Origin of the sequence: Candidatus Microbacterium phytovorans, from assembly GCA_029202445.1 — a bacterium.
In the GTDB taxonomy this organism is placed as follows: Bacteria; Actinomycetota; Actinomycetes; order Actinomycetales; family Microbacteriaceae; genus Microbacterium; species Microbacterium phytovorans.
This window is the reverse complement of the sequence record CP119321.1, coordinates 712,179-727,345: the sequence shown is the minus strand read 5'-3', so window position 1 is coordinate 727,345 and position 15,167 is coordinate 712,179. Positions and strand designations below refer to the sequence as shown.

General features: G+C 69.0%; 15 protein-coding genes. 9 read left to right on the top strand and 6 right to left on the bottom strand.

What is annotated here, in order from left to right:
- The first annotated feature begins 9 nt into the window (after positions 1-9).
- Genes P0Y48_03470 through P0Y48_03460 form a run of 3 tightly spaced genes read left to right on the top strand, consistent with a single transcriptional unit; the run spans position 10 to position 1,974 of the window.
- Complete coding sequence (locus tag P0Y48_03470) at positions 10-360, top strand: metalloregulator ArsR/SmtB family transcription factor (GenBank protein ID WEK14284.1); 351 nt, start codon at positions 10-12, stop codon at positions 358-360.
- Positions 353-1,255, top strand: coding sequence for an SRPBCC family protein (locus P0Y48_03465; GenBank protein ID WEK14283.1), 903 nt, complete (start codon positions 353-355; stop codon positions 1,253-1,255). Before P0Y48_03470 ends, P0Y48_03465 begins: the two co-directional genes overlap by 8 nt.
- Positions 1,252-1,974, top strand: a complete 723-nt coding sequence (locus tag P0Y48_03460) for a hypothetical protein (GenBank protein WEK14282.1) — start codon at positions 1,252-1,254, stop codon at positions 1,972-1,974. Before P0Y48_03465 ends, P0Y48_03460 begins: the two co-directional genes overlap by 4 nt.
- A 29-nt stretch (positions 1,975-2,003) precedes the next feature.
- Here P0Y48_03460 and P0Y48_03455 read toward each other — a convergent pair whose 3' ends face one another.
- Entirely contained in the window at positions 2,004-2,660 is a 657-nt protein-coding gene (locus P0Y48_03455) for a VOC family protein (GenBank protein WEK14281.1), read from the bottom strand.
- 164 nt (positions 2,661-2,824) lie between these two features.
- On the opposite strand from P0Y48_03455, the gene P0Y48_03450 reads away from it, so the two are divergent.
- Both P0Y48_03450 and P0Y48_03445 read left to right on the top strand, forming a co-directional pair.
- Entirely contained in the window at positions 2,825-3,748 is a 924-nt protein-coding gene (locus tag P0Y48_03450) for an AEC family transporter (GenBank protein ID WEK14280.1), read from the top strand.
- 115 nt (positions 3,749-3,863) lie between these two features.
- On the top strand, positions 3,864-4,415 hold the full coding sequence (locus tag P0Y48_03445) for a DUF308 domain-containing protein (GenBank protein ID WEK14279.1): 552 nt from the start codon (positions 3,864-3,866) through the stop codon (positions 4,413-4,415).
- Between the two features lie 86 nt (positions 4,416-4,501).
- Here P0Y48_03445 and P0Y48_03440 read toward each other — a convergent pair whose 3' ends face one another.
- Positions 4,502-6,487 (bottom strand): S9 family peptidase, encoded by a 1,986-nt coding sequence (locus tag P0Y48_03440; protein ID WEK14278.1) that lies wholly within the window; start codon positions 6,485-6,487, stop codon positions 4,502-4,504.
- A 1-nt stretch (position 6,488) separates the two neighbouring features.
- Positions 6,489-7,253 carry an SDR family oxidoreductase gene (locus tag P0Y48_03435; protein WEK14277.1) on the bottom strand — a complete coding sequence of 255 codons (765 nt, stop codon included), beginning with the start codon at positions 7,251-7,253 and terminating at the stop codon, positions 6,489-6,491.
- Positions 7,254-7,331: 78 nt separating this feature from the next.
- Between P0Y48_03435 and P0Y48_03430 the strand changes: the two genes are divergently transcribed.
- From P0Y48_03430 to P0Y48_03415, 4 genes are all read left to right on the top strand, one after another.
- A complete protein-coding gene (locus P0Y48_03430) occupies positions 7,332-7,829 on the top strand; it encodes an NfeD family protein (protein ID WEK14276.1) in 498 nt (165 codons plus the stop codon).
- Entirely contained in the window at positions 7,829-8,908 is a 1,080-nt protein-coding gene (locus P0Y48_03425) for an SPFH/Band 7/PHB domain protein (GenBank protein ID WEK14275.1), read from the top strand. The genes P0Y48_03430 and P0Y48_03425 overlap by 1 nt, the downstream gene beginning before the upstream one ends.
- A gap of 14 nt (positions 8,909-8,922) precedes the next feature.
- Positions 8,923-9,693 carry a glycerophosphodiester phosphodiesterase family protein gene (locus tag P0Y48_03420; protein ID WEK14274.1) on the top strand — a complete coding sequence of 257 codons (771 nt, stop codon included), beginning with the start codon at positions 8,923-8,925 and terminating at the stop codon, positions 9,691-9,693.
- A 146-nt stretch (positions 9,694-9,839) separates the two neighbouring features.
- Positions 9,840-10,217, top strand: a complete 378-nt coding sequence (locus tag P0Y48_03415; protein WEK14273.1) for an RNA polymerase-binding protein RbpA — start codon at positions 9,840-9,842, stop codon at positions 10,215-10,217.
- Positions 10,218-10,227: 10 nt separating this feature from the next.
- Here the strand turns inward: P0Y48_03415 and lnt are convergent, their stop codons facing one another.
- The 3 genes from lnt to tatC form a co-directional block, all read right to left on the bottom strand.
- On the bottom strand, positions 10,228-11,850 hold the full coding sequence (gene lnt / locus P0Y48_03410) for an apolipoprotein N-acyltransferase (protein WEK14997.1): 1,623 nt from the start codon (positions 11,848-11,850) through the stop codon (positions 10,228-10,230).
- Positions 11,851-11,926: 76 nt separating this feature from the next.
- Complete coding sequence (locus tag P0Y48_03405) at positions 11,927-14,404, bottom strand: DEAD/DEAH box helicase (protein ID WEK14272.1); 2,478 nt, start codon at positions 14,402-14,404, stop codon at positions 11,927-11,929.
- Positions 14,401-15,150 (bottom strand): twin-arginine translocase subunit TatC, encoded by a 750-nt coding sequence (gene tatC / locus P0Y48_03400; protein ID WEK14996.1) that lies wholly within the window; start codon positions 15,148-15,150, stop codon positions 14,401-14,403. The genes P0Y48_03405 and tatC overlap by 4 nt, the downstream gene beginning before the upstream one ends.
- Positions 15,151-15,167 lie beyond the last annotated feature (17 nt).

Sequence of the window (15,167 nt, the reverse complement as noted above, 5' to 3'; positions counted from 1 at the left end):
AAATGCATCGTGAACTCCTTCGATCTGCTCGCCGATCCGGTGCGTCGGCGCATCGTCGAGATCCTCGCCAACGCCGACCGCACCTCGGGTGAGATCAGTCGAGCCATCGGCTCGGAGTTCGGCATCTCACAGCCCGCCGTCTCGAACCAGTTGCGTGTGCTGCGCGACGGGGGAGTCGCCGAGGCACGCGCAGACGGCGCCCGGCGACTGTACGCACTGCGGCCCGAAGCGCTCGACGAGGCCGCAGCCTGGGTGGCCGAGCAACGAGCTCGATGGACGCACCGGCTCGACGCCCTCGACACCGAACTGCGACGCGGGATCGCACACTCCGAGCAAGAGAGGCGAGAGGACCATGCGTGACCTGCTTCTTCGAGGCCTGACAGGCTCGTCGCACGAGCCGATCGTGACGATCGTGCGGCGCTACGCCGCGACTCCCGACGACGTGTGGTCGGCGCTCACCGACAGCTCCCGCCTCGCCCGCTGGCTCGGCGACGTCGAACGGGATGCCGATGACCCCGCCCTCGTGCGCATCCGTTTCGCGGATGATCCCGACGGCCCCGCTGCGCTGCGCATCGAGCAGTGCGCTCCCGCGGAGACCCTCGCCGTGGGGTGGACCTGGGATGCCGAAGCCCCGAGCCGCGTGCGCGTCGACCTCCGACGTGACGGCGACGGCACGATTCTCACCCTCGAGCACCGTCTCGGCGAGCCCGATCACGTCGCGGACTACGGCGGCGGGTGGGAGTCGCACCTTCGCGCGTTGGCCAAGCTCCACGGGGGAGCGGACAATGGCACGGATGCTGCCGCACCGTGGGCCCTGCTCGCACAGCGCCCGCTCCACCTGGAGATCGAGCTGTCGTCGCCGGTGGCCGACGTGTGGGCCTCCCTCACACGGCCCGAGAGGCTGCGCACCTGGTGGTGGAACCACTGGGACGACGTCGAGATCACGGCCGACGCCCGCCCGGGTGGCGCCTACCGGTTCGCGGCGGGAGCGGCAGGCATCGCCGTGGCGGGGCGCTACCTCGCCGTCGAGGCCCCGCACCGCCTGGCGTTCACGTGGCGGTGGAGCGACGCCGACGGCGAGAGCCGCGACGAAGCGTGCGACATCGACCTCCGCGAGACCGCCGCCGGGTGCGTCCTGACTCTGCGGCACACGGGTCCGTGGACGGACGACGGCCCTGTCGAGTCGTATCGACAGGGGTGGGAGTTCGTCTTCGCGGCGTTGCGCGTCAGCCTCGGGGAGGAGGGCACCCGATGAGGTTCGATCACGCGAACGGCGAGAGCTACGAGGATGCCGGAGGAGGCCGGGTCATCCATTCGGCCCCCGGGTTCCCGGGTTTCCCGCCGCGCCTGGCCGTCGAACTCTTCGAGCGGGCGCGTCTCCTGACCGGTCGCGAGCGCGTCGGCCTGTGGGATCCGATGTGCGGCGCGGGTGGCATCCCCACCGCCGTCGCGATGCTGCGACCGGAGAGAGTCCAGCGGGTGCTGGCGAGCGACGTCGATCCCGCCGCCGTCACACTCGCCGCGAAGAACCTCGCACTGGCGACACCCGCCGGGCTCGCGGAGCGGCGACGCGAGTTGACCGCCCGCGGCGCCGACGCCGACCGCCTGGCCGCGATCGATCGGCTGCTCGATGTTCCCGGGCGCTCCTCCGCACTGCGCACCGACGCGGTGGAGGCCGATGTCACGGATGCCGGTTCACTGGCACGGCTCGACCTCGACGGCATCCATGTGGCGCTCTGCGACCTGCCCTACGGCACACAGACCTCGTGGTCGGCGGCGACCTCCGCCGGACCTCCGGCGGCGGCCGCTCTCGAGACTCTTGGGGCGGTGCTCCCCACGGGCGCCGTCGTCGTGTTCGTGACGACGGAACGTGACGATCTGCGGCCGCTGCCGAACGCGACCCGTTCGTTCAAGCATGGCCACCGGCACGTTCGCATGTATCGCCTCGGTGAGGCCGCAGGGGGTGCGGACTGAGCAGGGGGGAGAGGGTACGCCGGGAGGTCTCACGAATCCGACGAGGGGTGCGCGCCGTCCGGCCACGCCGCGAGGCACACCTTGTTGCCCGCCCGATCGGCGAGGATCCACGCACTCGGCGCCTCGCTCTCGTCGACGATGCGTCCGCCGGCGGCGACAGCGGCCTCCAGCCGCGCCACGATGTGCTCACGGGGGAGTGACACATCCAGGTGCATGGCGTGACGCAGCGGCTTGCCGGAGTCGAGTTCCTGCATCCACACCGTCGACCCCTGGCCGAGCGGATCGAGGCCGTTGTCATCGTGCAGAGGCGCGTAGCCGAGCACAGCCCGCCAGAACGGCAGATCGATCGCGTCGGGCTGAGCGGCGACGGCGACCTGGACCTCCTGCACCGACGACGGGTCGGCGACCGCCCCGTGTGCGCGCGCCACGTCGGAGATTGCGCGAGCGACGGCGATGTGCTCCGCCTCGGTGCCCCACATCTCCCGCGTGAGCTTTACCGTGAGGCGGTCGGATGTCGCCGAGAGCAGGGTGCGGTCGCCGAGTCTGGGCACCTCGGCGATTGCGGCGGCCAGCCGCGCAGCCTCGGCCAGTGAGCCGACGCGGAACACCGCCGTCGGGCCGCCGTGGAGAATGACCCAGTCCGTCGGGTCGTCGTCGAGAAACGCGCGCCAGCCGTCTTCGCTCATGCGCGACACCCTACGCCCGTGCCGCGCTCGCACGCAGCGTCGGGAGTCCGGAGGGGAGTCACTTCCCACCTGCTCCGTTCGGTTGAGTTGACATAATGTGCATTATCGGAGAATGATCGATCGATGTGACAGCGCGGTGTTCCCGGCGGCTCTAGGCTCGAAGGATGCTGGAGGCGCTCACGGGTTTCGTCGTCATCGGCGTCGCCATCTTCGTGGGATGGCTCCTCGGGCGCATCGATCTGCTCGGGCCTCACGCGCGCCACGTGCTCGGACGGCTCGTGTTCTTCGTCCTCTCACCGTTCCTGCTGTTCGTCGTGCTCTCGCAGGCCGACGTCCACACGCTCTTCTCCGCCATGCTCCCGGTCTCGGCGATCGCCGCCGTCGTGATCTTCGTCGTGTACGGCCTCGTGGCTCGGCTCTGGTGGCGGCGGAGCGTCGGCGAGACCCTCATCGGCGCACTGTCGGCGGGACAGGTCAACTCGAACAACATCGGCATCCCCCTGTCGTTGTATCTCCTCGGCAGCGCGGCGTATCCGGCGCCGGTGATCCTGTTGCAACTCGTGGTGTTCACGCCGATCGCGATGGCGGTGTTCGAGGCCGTCTCCACCGGTCAGCGCCGCGTGACCCCGATCGTCCGACGCACCGTGAGCAACCCGCTCGTCGTCGGCTCGGTGCTCGGAATGCTCGTTTCGCTTTCCGGCTGGTCGCCGCCCCCGATGATCATCGAGCCGGCCACGCTCATCGCCAACGCCTGCGTGCCGGTCATGCTGATCTCGTACGGCATCTCCCTGCACGGCCGGCGTGTGCTCGGAACCCGCGGACGGCGCCGAGATGTCCTGGTCGCCTCCGGGCTCAAGCTGTTCGTGATGCCCGTGATCGCCTGGGCAGTGGCGGCATTCGTCTTCCGCCTCTCCCCCGCTGATGTTCTCATCGTCACCGTGTTGGCCGCTCTTCCCACGGCTCAGAACGTCTTCAACTACGCCCAGCGGTTCGACATCGGCGAGCCGATCGCGCGCGACACCGTTTTCCTCACCACCATCGGCTGCGTTCCCGTACTCCTGCTGATCACGGTTCTCCTCGGAAGCTGACACTTCGCCTACGGGATGTGTAACCGGTTCCGCGCGCATACCCGCGCGGCGGTCCGGATGGGGATATTCTGGCGCTGATCCCACTCAGGGAACTCCCAGAAAGGGGCACTCACCCATGTCAACTGACGTTCCGCTCGCGAAGTCCGAGGTCAACGGCATCCGCACGACACTCGGTCTCGCCGGACTCCTCACCCTCGTCGCCGGCATCCTGATCCTCGTCTGGCCGGGCCAGACCGCCGTCGTCGTGACGTGGATCCTCGCCATCTACATCATCGCCGCCGGCCTCGTCTACGCCGGCCTGGGCATCTTCAGCAAGACGAAGGGTGGCTGGGCTCGTGTCGGCCATATCGCCCTCGGCCTGCTCTTCGTCATCACGGGAATCATCACGTTCTCGAACCTCACCGCCACGACGGTCTGGCTCGCGGTCTTCGTCTCCGTCTTCATCGGTATCAGCTGGATCGTCGAGGGCATCGTCTCGCTCTCCACGCTCGGCGACTCGAAGTCGAAGGCCTGGACCGTCTTCTTCGCGATCGTGAGTGTCATCGCCGGGCTCTACCTGCTGTTCTCGCCGCTGTGGGGAGCCGTCGTCCTGTGGTGGCTGCTGGGCATCATGCTCATCGCCATGGGTGTCCTGAACCTCGTCCGCGCGTTCACGTTCGGCAAGTAGGGAGCTGACGCCGACCGACTCTGACGTCGACACGAAGAGGGCCCCGGGATCGCATCCCGGGGCCCTCTTCCGTATCTACCTCGAACTCAGACGGTGGGCAGGTAGCGCTGCCACCAGTCGAGGACGGCAGCGAACCGCTCCCGGCGGTGGCGCGGCTGACCCGATCGTGTGAGTTCGTGATCCTCCCCCGGGAAGATCAGCATCTCGGCATCCGTGCCCTGCCGTTTCAGCGCCGCGTAGTAGCGGGTGGCCTGCTCGAGCGGGCAACGGAAATCGAGTTCCGAGTGCAGTACGAGCGTCGGCGTCTTCACCTGTCCGACGACGGCCATCGGACTCTGGGCGGCCATCGCCTGCGGATCGACGCCCACGTACTCGTCACCGAAGAACGATCCGATGTCGCTCGTGCCCTGGAAGGTGGCCGGATCGAGAAAACCGCGCTCGACGATCGCTCCGGCGAAGCGGTGATCGTGCGCGATGACCCAGGCGGTGAGGTAGCCGCCGTAAGAACCGCCCATGATGCCGACGCGCGCGGCATCCAGACGCGGGTCTGCGTCGAGTGCAGCGTCGAGGAAGTCGATGACGTCGTGGAAGTCGACGGTGCCCATGCGCTGGCGGATGCTGCGGCCGTGCTCGCGACCGTATCCCGCACTGCCGCGCGGATTCGAGTAGACGACGGCATACCCGGCGTCGACGAGAACCTGCGTCTCGTCGAACGCATGGATGCCGTAGGAGGCATACGGTCCGCCGTGAATCTGCAGGATCACGGGGAACGGGCCGTCGCCCTCCGGGACGGCCACCCAACCATGCACCGGATATCCGTCACGACCAGGTATTTCCTTCTCCACTGGAATGACGACCCCGGCGTCTTGCAGAGCCTTGCCGAAGTGCGTGAGCGGCCCGGCATCCGCGAGGAACAGTTCCCCGGCGGACTCGGGCGTGGCCACGGATGCCACGATCCGCTCGCCCGTACCACTGGCGGCTTGACCGGACACCTCGACGTCACCGCCGATGACCACCGACATCTCCCCCTGGCGCGTCACCCGAAGCAGCTCGACGCGACCCCGCGTACGGTTCTGCACGAGGAAATCGGTGCCGGCGGCGCCGATGTGGGACCCGACCTCTCCGAGGTCGATCGTCTCGGGATCGGTGAGTCGGCGCGGTCCGTCGCCCTCGAGAAGCCACAGTGCGTCGCCGGGCGCGATGAAATCGACTCCGCTCTCCCCCATGTCGGCGGCGATCATGGCGATGACGCCGTCGGGCGCGACGAAGACGTCGTCGATCGCCAGGCCGCGGTCGGCTCCCACGACCTCTCGCTGGCCGCTCCCATCGGTCCGAACCGCCACGAGCCGGGAGCGCAGGTCGCGCCGATCGCGCTCGATCTCGTCGGGCACCGTCAGCACCTCGGAGCCGTCCGCCGCGAAGACGACACCCGAGTACGAGGTATCCCCGGCGGTGAGTTGGCGTGGCTCGGCGGCGACGATGCGCTTCGTGGGCGCCTCGGCGCCTTCCGGCAGCACGGCGGGTGCGGGCTCGTAGAACGGCTCGGCGTCGGTGGCGGGCACGGCGACCGTGAAGACGTGCGCGGGACGATCGGCCAGGTAGCCGAGCCCGTTGGCGTGCCAGCGGATGCCGGTGATCCGCCGCGGGGACTCGGCCGCAGGCTCGAGTCCCTCCACGCTGCCGTAACGACCTGCTTCGACGACGCGCGACGTGTAGGCGAACGCGTCGCCCGTCGGCGACCACGCGAAGCTCCCGACGCCGCCGGGGGCGTCGGTCGCCTGGACGGGTTCCCCGCCCTGTGACGCGACGACGTGGATCTGAGTCTTCCCGCGCGCGTCGGCACGGAGGAACGCAACCGCCTGCCCGTCGGGCGAGACCTGCGGAGCCGAGTCGGCCACGCCGCGGGTCAGTCGTCGCGGCGCTCCCTCGGGCAGGTCGATTCGCCAGAGCTGACCGACGTTCCGGTTGGCGAGAGTGTCGGGACGTGAGGTGGCGAACACGGCGAACCCGCCGTCTGCCGAGATGGCCGGACGGCCGACGCTGATGAGAGTGTCGATGTCGTCAGCGCGCATTTCACTCCCCGCCGAACGACGCCACGTCGCCGATGAGGCGCGTGTTGTCCGCCGGGATCGGCTCCACCGCTGCCAGCGCGACCTCGGCAGCGAACTCCGAGACGTTGTAGAGCTTGCCGGCCGACTCGCGACGGGACTCGATCGCTCCCGGGTTGGCGCGCTCCAACAGCGTCGCCGTGATCGTTCCTTCGATCATGTCGCCCGACACGACCACGAATCCGATGCCGTGCTCGGTGAGCGATGGGATGCGCTCACGAAGCGCATCCTCCCCCGCACGCTTGGACAGCGCGACCACCTCGTACTCGGGCATCGTGGGCGTCGTGCGGATGAAGTGCGCCTGGTGGCTCGTCACGAACACGACGCGGGAACCGTCGTGCAGCACGGGCAGCGCGGCGTCGAGCACGCCCACCTGCGCGTCACGGTTGAGGGTCATCGCGTAGTCCTCCGCCATTCCGCCCTCCATCCCGCCCGACGCGTTGAGAACGAGGATGTCGAGCGATCCGAAGCGCTCCCTCACGGCCGCGAACATCTCGCGCACCGAGTCCGCGTCGGTGAGATCGGCGCCGACGACCAGGACCTCCACCCCGAGTTCGCGCAACTCCGTGGCGAGCTTCTCGGCACGCGGCGCCTTGTTGCGGAAGTTGATGACGACGTTCGCGCCCGCCTGTGCGAAGTAGCGCACGGTGTCGGCGCCGATGCCCCGCGAGGAGCCGGTCACGAGGGCGGTGCGGCCGGCCAGAGCGCCGGCGGGAATGGGGTGAGACATGCTGCCGAGCCTATCAATCGACCCCCCTTCCCGACGGGGTGTTAGGGTTCGAGGACGCACCCCGGAAGGAGCCTGGCCGTGCTGCCCGATCTCACGCAGTACCTCTGGATCGCCTGGCTGGTCCTGTCGCTGGTGTTCGTCATCATCGAGCTGCTGACGCTCGAGTTCACCTTCCTCATGCTGGCCGCCGGCACGCTCATCGGCGGACTCGGCGTCAACCTCCTCGGCGGCCCCTGGTGGGCTCAGGTGCTCGCTGCCGCCGCCATCGCGGCGCTCCTCCTCTTCACGATCCGGCCGCTGCTCCTGCGCGCCCTGCACCGCAGCAGCACTCTGCAACCGACGAACGTCGACGCCCTCTACGGGCTCGGCGCTCGCGTCCTCCGCCCGTTCGTCGACGGCGACGGCTCGGTCAAGCTCGACAACGGCGAGACGTGGACCGCTCGGCTCGTCGGCACGGATCCCGGTCTGGATGCCGGTTCCCGCGTCACCGTCACCGCTGTCCGGGGGGCGACTGTCGAAGTCTCCCCCATCATCGAGGCCACCCCCGGTGAGCCCACTTCGGAGAGGAGCATCTGATGGCCGTCGACGTCGGCGCTTTCATCGGTCAGATCTTCATCATCGTCCTGCTGGTCGTCGTCGCGATCTTCGTGATCGTGGTGCTCTTCCGGTCGATCCGCATCATCCCGCAGGCCTACGCGGGTGTCGTGGAACGTCTCGGGCGCTATCAGCGCACCCTCTCCCCCGGACTGAACCTCCTGGTGCCCTTCATCGACCGGCTCCGCCCGCTCGTCGACATGCGCGAGCAGGTCGTCTCGTTCCCGCCGCAGCCCGTCATCACGGAGGACAACCTCGTCGTGTCGATCGACACGGTCGTGTACTTCCAGGTGACCGATGCTCGCGCAGCGACATACGAGATCGCCAACTATCTGGGTGCCGTCGAGCAGCTGACGACCACGACGCTGCGAAACGTCGTCGGCGGTCTCAACCTTGAAGAGGCGCTCACGAGCCGTGACGAGATCAACGGCCAGCTCCGCGTCGTCCTCGACGAAGCCACGGGCAAGTGGGGCATCCGCGTTTCGCGCGTCGAGCTGAAGGCGATCGATCCGCCGCACTCGATCCAGGACTCCATGGAGAAGCAGATGCGGGCCGAGCGCGATCGCCGCGCGGCGATCCTCACGGCGGAAGGATCCAAGCAGTCGCAGATCCTCGAAGCAGAGGGTCGCCGGCAGGCCGCGATCCTCGGTGCAGAGGGAGACAAGCAGGCCGCCGTGCTCCGTGCGCAGGGTGAGTCGGAGGCTATCCAGATGGTCTTCAACGCCATCCATCGCGGGCAGCCCGACGAGAAGCTCCTGGCATACCAGTATCTGCAGACTCTGCCGAAGATCGCCCAGAGCCCGTCGAGCAAGTTGTGGGTCATCCCCAGCGAGTTGACCGAAGCACTCAAGGGCATCGGCGACGCATTCGCCGGTCGCGCCACGGCACCCTCTCCCCGGCCGTCCGAAGATGTCCCCGGGCACGCAGGCGGTTCTGCGGCGGCTGAGGCCGCTGCCGCCGCGCGCGCCGCCGCCTCCGCCGCCGACGAGATCGCGAGTGAGGCGCAAGCCACCACTCCCCCGACCATCGACGACGGTTCCGCGCCGACGCCGACCTCCTGAGCACCGTCGTATCCATGCATCCGTGGTTCGCGGCATCCGCGTCTCCGCGCGTGCTCGCCCACCGAGGCTTCGTCCCGCCCGGGTCGGAGGGCGTGGCCGAGAACACGGCCGCGGCGTTCGCGGCGGCACACGCCGCCGGAGCTGCCTACGTGGAGTCGGACTGCCACCTGACGGTGGACGGACAGGTGGTCCTGTTCCACGACGACGATCTCTCGCGGGTCGCCGGCGACCCGCGACCGGTCTCGGCCGTCACCTTCGCCGAGCTGGAACGGATCATGTCGGACCGCGGCGGCCTCCTCGGACTCGGCCAGGCGCTCGATGCGTTCCCGACGCTGCGATTCAACCTCGATGTGAAGGCCGCCGCCGCAGCCGATGCCGTCGGGCGCGGCGTCGCCCGCGAGTCCTCCCGCGTCCTGCTCACGAGCTTCTCCGACGATCGGCGGCGCCGGGCCCTCGCCGCAGCCCGCGCGTCCGGCGGTGACCCGGCGACCTCCGGAGGCCGCGCGGTGATCACGACGCTGCTGGCCGCCGTAACGTCTCGGTCGCCTCGGCTCGTGCGGCGTGCCCTCGCCGGTGTGGATGCCGTGCAGGTGCCCGAGCGATACGGTCGCGTCCGTATCGTGACGCGGCGACTCGTGGATGCCGTCCACGGCGCGGGTGCCGAAGTGCACGTGTGGACGGTGAACGACCGGCACGACATGCTCCGCCTGCTCGACCTCGGCGTCGACGGACTCGTGAGTGACCGCGCCGACCTCGCGGTGGAGGCTGTCGCCTCCGAACGCTGAGGTGGGCAATCCCCCATAACCCGCGCCGCCCCGGTGAGTCTCGGAAGACGCTGGGCATCGGCTGTGAAAGACCGCCTGCGCCTGCCCGTTCGGATGATGCGCACAGGTGAGGGCGTTATACCTGACGGAGACGAGAGGACCACACAATGGCAGATCGCAGCCTGCGCGGCATGCGGATCGGCGCATCCAGCCTACAGAGCGAGGATGGCGTCGTTTTCCATGAGCGCGCGAACTTCACGTACGTGTGCACGCAGTGCTCACGAGAGACCGTCATGACCTTCGCGGCCGACGCGGAGGCCCCCGAGGCGTGGGAGTGCCGCACCTGCGGCGGAGAGGCCGTGCTCCGCACGGGTGACACCGTGGCGGAGGTCGATCACTCCGGTGACAAGACCCCGCGCACCCACTGGGACATGCTGATGGAGCGTCGCACCATCCCGGAGCTGGAGGAACTGCTCGAAGAGCGCCTCGCTCTCGTGCGCGCGCGGCGTGGCGACGGTGACGGGACCACCCGGCTGACCGCCTGATGCACGTGCGTCAGCTTCGCTGACCATCCACGACGCCGGCCTCCACCACGGGGGTCGGCGTCGTCGTGCGTCGCCGCACCCGCTGCAGGATGCCGAGCGCGAGCAGTGCCACGAGGCTCCCCACCCCGATCGACGTCTGGATCGCGCCGCCGAACAGCACCGCCGGCGTGAGCCCCGTGCGCAGCGGCACGTCGGTCACGAGCGCGCCCGCTCTGCCTGCCGGAAGGGAGTCGACGGTCGTACCGTCCGGAGCGATGACCTGACTCGTGCCAACCGTCGACAGATTGACGACCGCGCGTCCCGTCTCGATCGCACGCATGCGCGCGAACGCCAGTTGTTGGAGATTCTCGTCGGTGTCACGGAAGTCGGCGTTGTTCGTCTGGAACATGTAGACCTCGGCGCCCTCCCGCGCCCCGCTCCAGATCACGTCGTCGTAGATCACGTCGAAGCAGATCGCGAGCCCGACACCGACACCGTCGACGTCCATGAACGGCGCGTTGGTACCGGGGGTGTACTCGCGTTGGATGAGCCCGACCAGGTCGGGGGCGAGCTTCTCGAAGAACCAGCGGTCCGGGACATACTCCCCCATCGGCACCGGGTGGCTCTTGTCGTGGAAGGCCACCGGATTGTCGGCGCCCGCCTGCCACAGCATCGACGTGTTGAACGTGTCGGGTCCGCGCTGCGTGGCCGCATTGACGATGAGGGGGGCGTCCAGTGAGGCGGAGAGCCTATCGAGCACCCGCGCCACGGAGTCGTTGCGAGTGGGGTCGGCATCGATACCCCCTTCCGGCCAGAGCACGACGTCGACATCCTGACCGAACAGGGGCGCCGAGGCATCCAGCTGGGATTGGAGCACGGCGTACGGCTCGCGCTCGTCGAAGTATCCCGTCGGACCGTTGCCCTGGACCGCCCCGACCCGCATCGTGCCGGCATCGGTCGTGGGGAACGCGGGAGTGAGGACGAGGAGCAGGGCGGCCACAGCGACCGGGAGCAGGCGTGTCGGGGAGAATGACGTGGATCGCTCCGGCGCGTCGGTGGCGCGCCGCTTCCGCCCGCGAACGACCTCGAGCACCACCTCGACGGCGGCTGCACAGAAGAAGACCATCAAGAACGTGAGACCGCTGACGCCGGCCCACGACGCGATGTGCGCCAGAGGGCTCTCCGCCTGGCTCATGCCGATGCGGCCCCATGGGAACCCGGTGTACGGCCACCCGCCGAGCCACAGCTCGCGGGCCGTCCACAGTCCCGCGACCAGTACGGGCAGAGCGAGACGGCGCGCCCAGCCCCCGGGCGCGACCCGGGGAAGCCATCGGTAGGCGAGCGCGATCGCGATCGCCCCGACCGCGCTGAGGATCGTCTCCACCCCCGCGAGCGCGAACCACGGCACGGGACCGAGATAACGCGTGATCCAGACGATGTGGACGAGGTAGAAGCTGGCCGCGAACGCGGCTCCCACGGCCAGTGCCCCCGGCGCGGAGCGTCCGACCAGAGTCACGAGGGATGCCATCACCCCGACGAACGCGAGCGGCCACCAGCCGATGTCGGGGAAAGCGAGGTCGAGGATGACGCCCCCGGCGACGGCGACGAGGACGGCCGACCACAGCGGCAGGAGCGGTCGATCGGTGCGGCTCACGCGGCCCGCGCGCCCACCATCGGAATCGGATGCAGGGAGAGCCACGGGGGAAGCCACGGAAAAAGCCTAGGCGAGCTCAGACGGCCGAGTACGCCACGATGCCGCGGCGCACAGCGTCGAGCGCCTGCCGCGCCGTGGTCGCGACGGGCGGGTCGGCGACGATCGACAGCTGATCGAGCAGATCGATCGTCTGCTTCGTCCACCGCACGAAGTCGCCGGCCGCGAGGTCGGCTTCGGCGAGCACTCGATCGAGCGCCGCACCACGCGCCCACGAGTGTATCGCCTGGGCGAGGCCGGCCGCGACCGGCTCGGAGCCGGGCAGGCGGTGATCCCGCTCGAGGTCGTCGAGCACTGCCCAGAGCTGCTGCGTGTCACTCAGCGCCGCACGGAACGCACCGCGGGGCAGGGCGCGATCGCCGCCTTCGTCGCGTCGCGGCTCGTAGACCAGGCAGCAGGCGAGAGCGGCGAGCGACGGCGCATCCAGGGACGTCCAGATGCCGGTACGCAGCGACTCCGCGACGAGCAGGTCCCTCTCGCCGTAGATCCGCTTCATGGTCGCACCGGCGGGAGTGAGGCGCAGTCCGCCATCGACGTCCGGGGTGACGTACTCGAGCGCGGCGAGCACCTCGACGACACGGTCGAAGACGCGCGCCACGGTGCCGGTGCGGGTGTCGATCTGCTGACGCAGCTTGTCGGCCTGGCGCCGCAGCTTTCCGTAGCGCTCCCCCCACCGCGCGTGACTCTCGCGGTCGGGACAGGTGTGACACGGATGCCGCTGCAGCGCGCGGCGGAGGCTCTGGATCTGATTCTGCCGCTGTTGTCGGATCTTCGCCGGCGCCGTCCGGTCGGCGCGGTTCAGCTTCTCTAGGTCGCTGAGCTCACGCCGGAGTGCGGCGTACTCCGCGAAGTCGCCTCGGTCGCACGCCATCGCCTTCTCGTAACCGGCGAGCGACTCCTCGGCATCCTTCACCTGCCGCGCCAGCCCGACGACCGCGCGGTCGGCCTGGAACTGCGCGAAAGAGGACTCGAGGATCTCGCGCGCGCGAGGGCGACCGAACTGGTCGATGAGATTGACGGCCATGTTGTAGGTCGGACGGAAGCTGGAGTTCAGCGGATAGGTGCGCCGGGAGGCGAGCGCGGCCACGGCCTGCGGGTCGAGACCCTCGGTCCACTGGATGACCGCGTGGCCCTCGACATCGATGCCACGGCGGCCGGCGCGCCCGGTGAGCTGGGTGTACTCCCCCGCGGTGATCGCCACCCGCGCCTCACCGTTGAACTTCTCGAGCTTCTCGAGCACGACGGTCCTGGCCGGCATGTTGATCCCGAGCGCGAGCGTCTCCGTCGCGAAGACGACCTTCACGAGTTTGCGCTGGAAGAGTTCTTCGACGATCTCCTTGAAGGCGGGCAGAAGCCCTGCGTGATGGGCCGCGACCCCTCGTTCGAGGTTGTCGCGCCACTCCCAGAACCCGAGGACGGCGAGATCCTCGTCGGGGATCGTGCGAGTGCGCTCGTCGACGATCTGACGCACCTCGTCGCGTTCCTCACGCGTCGTCAGCCGCACGCCGGCGCGACGCACCTGCTGCACCGCCCCGTCGCACCCGGCGCGACTGAAGATGAAGAAGATCGCCGGAAGCAGGTTCGCGCGCCCCAGCAGCTCCACGACCTGCGGGCGGTCGATTCGTTCGATCCGCTGCACGTTGGCGGAGCGCACCGGCCGGCGTCCGCCCTTGTTCGGTCGCCTTCGCTGCGCTTCGTACCCGCCGGACGAACGGAACTCCTGCACCCGCCGGTTGTTGTCGAAGTTCGCGCCCTTCACCGAGCGGATGCGCATGAGCTCCTGATTGACCTGCGCGGTCGCGATCCCGGCGCGATCGTCGAAGAGCGGCAGCAGGTCGCCGCGCACCAGGACGTGCTGTTCGAGGGGAACGGGGCGCGTCTCCGAGACGATGACCTCCGTGTCGCCGCGCACGGTGTCGAGCCAGTCGCCGAACTCCTCCGCGTTGGACACGGTCGCCGAGAGCGACACGAGCCGGACGGCGGGCGGCAGGTGGATGATCACCTCTTCCCAGACGGCTCCGCGGAAACGGTCGGCCAGGTAGTGCACTTCGTCCATCACGACATAGCGGAGTCCCCGCAGCGCGGGTGAGTCGGCGTACAGCATGTTGCGCAGGACTTCCGTCGTCATCACGACGATCCGCGCGCTGCCGTTGATGTTCGTGTCGCCGGTGAGGAGCCCCACCTCGCTCTCGCCGTAGACGTCCTGCAACTCACGGAACTTCTGGTTCGACAACGCCTTCATCGGCGTCGTGTAGAACGCCTTCTCACCGGGCTCCTGCATGGCCAGGTGGATGGCGAACTCTCCGACGATGGTCTTTCCTGCGCCCGTCGGGGCGGCCACCAGAACGCTGCGTCCCGCCTCGAGCGCGTGACAGCCCGCGATCTGGAAGGGGTCGAGGTCGAAGCGCTGTGCCGCGGCGAATGCGGTCGTCACAGGATGCGTGCGGGCCGCCTCCGCGCGGGCGAACCTCGACGCGGGATCGTTCGCTGCGCTCACACGAGCCCGTCTCTCGCGGCCTGCTTGGCGCGACGGCGATCGAAGAGCATCGACACCCCGGCGGCGGCGAAGAACAGCACGACGAGGATGCCGGCGAGCAGCAGCATGCTGACCACGTCGGCAGCCGGTGTCGCAAGGCCCGCGAAAACGACCGCGATGATCACCGCGACCCGCCAGCCCTTGATGATGGCCCGACCGCTCATGACCCCGGCGAGGTTCAGCGCGACGAGGAAGACGGGGACGACGAACGAGACCCCGACGACGAGGAGGAGTTTGAAGACGAAGTCGTAGTAGTACTTGCTGTCGAACCAGTTCGCGGCGCCGTCGGGCGTGAAGGTCGCCATGATCTCGACGATGTGCGGCATCACCCACCAGCCGACGTACACGCCCGCGAAGAAGAGCGGGACGGCTGCCGCGACGAAGCCCACCGTGTAGCGGATCTCCTTGCGGGTGAGGCCGGGCATGAGGAAGGCCCAGATCTGCCAGATCCAGATCGGGGCGGACAGCAGGAAGCCCACCGCAAACGCGATGCGCAGACGCATGTCGAACGGCCCCGTGACCGTCTGGTACATGAGGCCGACCTTGTCCTCCATGCCGCGCTGCTCCGCGACCATGCGGATCGGCTCCGTCATCGCCCAGATGATGAAGTCGGTGAGGAAGAAGGCGAGGATGCCGGACACGACGAGCGCGATGAGGGCGATGATGAATCGCCGGCGGAGCTCCTTGAGGTGCTCGGCGAGCGACATGCGCCGGTCACGGCGCG

What these genes read in the sequence shown, in the direction of transcription:
- P0Y48_03465 (WEK14283.1), top strand. Translation starts at nt 353, where the DNA reads ATGCGTGACCTGCTTCTTCGAGGCCTGACAGGCTCGTCGCACGAGCCG.
- P0Y48_03460 (WEK14282.1), top strand. Translation starts at nt 1,252, where the DNA reads ATGAGGTTCGATCACGCGAACGGCGAGAGCTACGAGGATGCCGGAGGA.
- P0Y48_03455 (WEK14281.1), bottom strand. Translation starts at nt 2,660, where the DNA reads ATGAGCGAAGACGGCTGGCGCGCGTTTCTCGACGACGACCCGACGGAC.
- P0Y48_03450 (WEK14280.1), top strand. Translation starts at nt 2,825, where the DNA reads ATGCTGGAGGCGCTCACGGGTTTCGTCGTCATCGGCGTCGCCATCTTC.
- P0Y48_03445 (WEK14279.1), top strand. Translation starts at nt 3,864, where the DNA reads ATGTCAACTGACGTTCCGCTCGCGAAGTCCGAGGTCAACGGCATCCGC.
- P0Y48_03440 (WEK14278.1), bottom strand. Translation starts at nt 6,487, where the DNA reads ATGCGCGCTGACGACATCGACACTCTCATCAGCGTCGGCCGTCCGGCC.
- P0Y48_03435 (WEK14277.1), bottom strand. Translation starts at nt 7,253, where the DNA reads ATGTCTCACCCCATTCCCGCCGGCGCTCTGGCCGGCCGCACCGCCCTC.
- P0Y48_03425 (WEK14275.1), top strand. Translation starts at nt 7,829, where the DNA reads ATGGCCGTCGACGTCGGCGCTTTCATCGGTCAGATCTTCATCATCGTC.
- P0Y48_03420 (WEK14274.1), top strand. Translation starts at nt 8,923, where the DNA reads ATGCATCCGTGGTTCGCGGCATCCGCGTCTCCGCGCGTGCTCGCCCAC.
- P0Y48_03415 (WEK14273.1), top strand. Translation starts at nt 9,840, where the DNA reads ATGGCAGATCGCAGCCTGCGCGGCATGCGGATCGGCGCATCCAGCCTA.
- tatC (WEK14996.1), bottom strand. Translation starts at nt 15,150, where the DNA reads ATGTCGCTCGCCGAGCACCTCAAGGAGCTCCGCCGGCGATTCATCATC.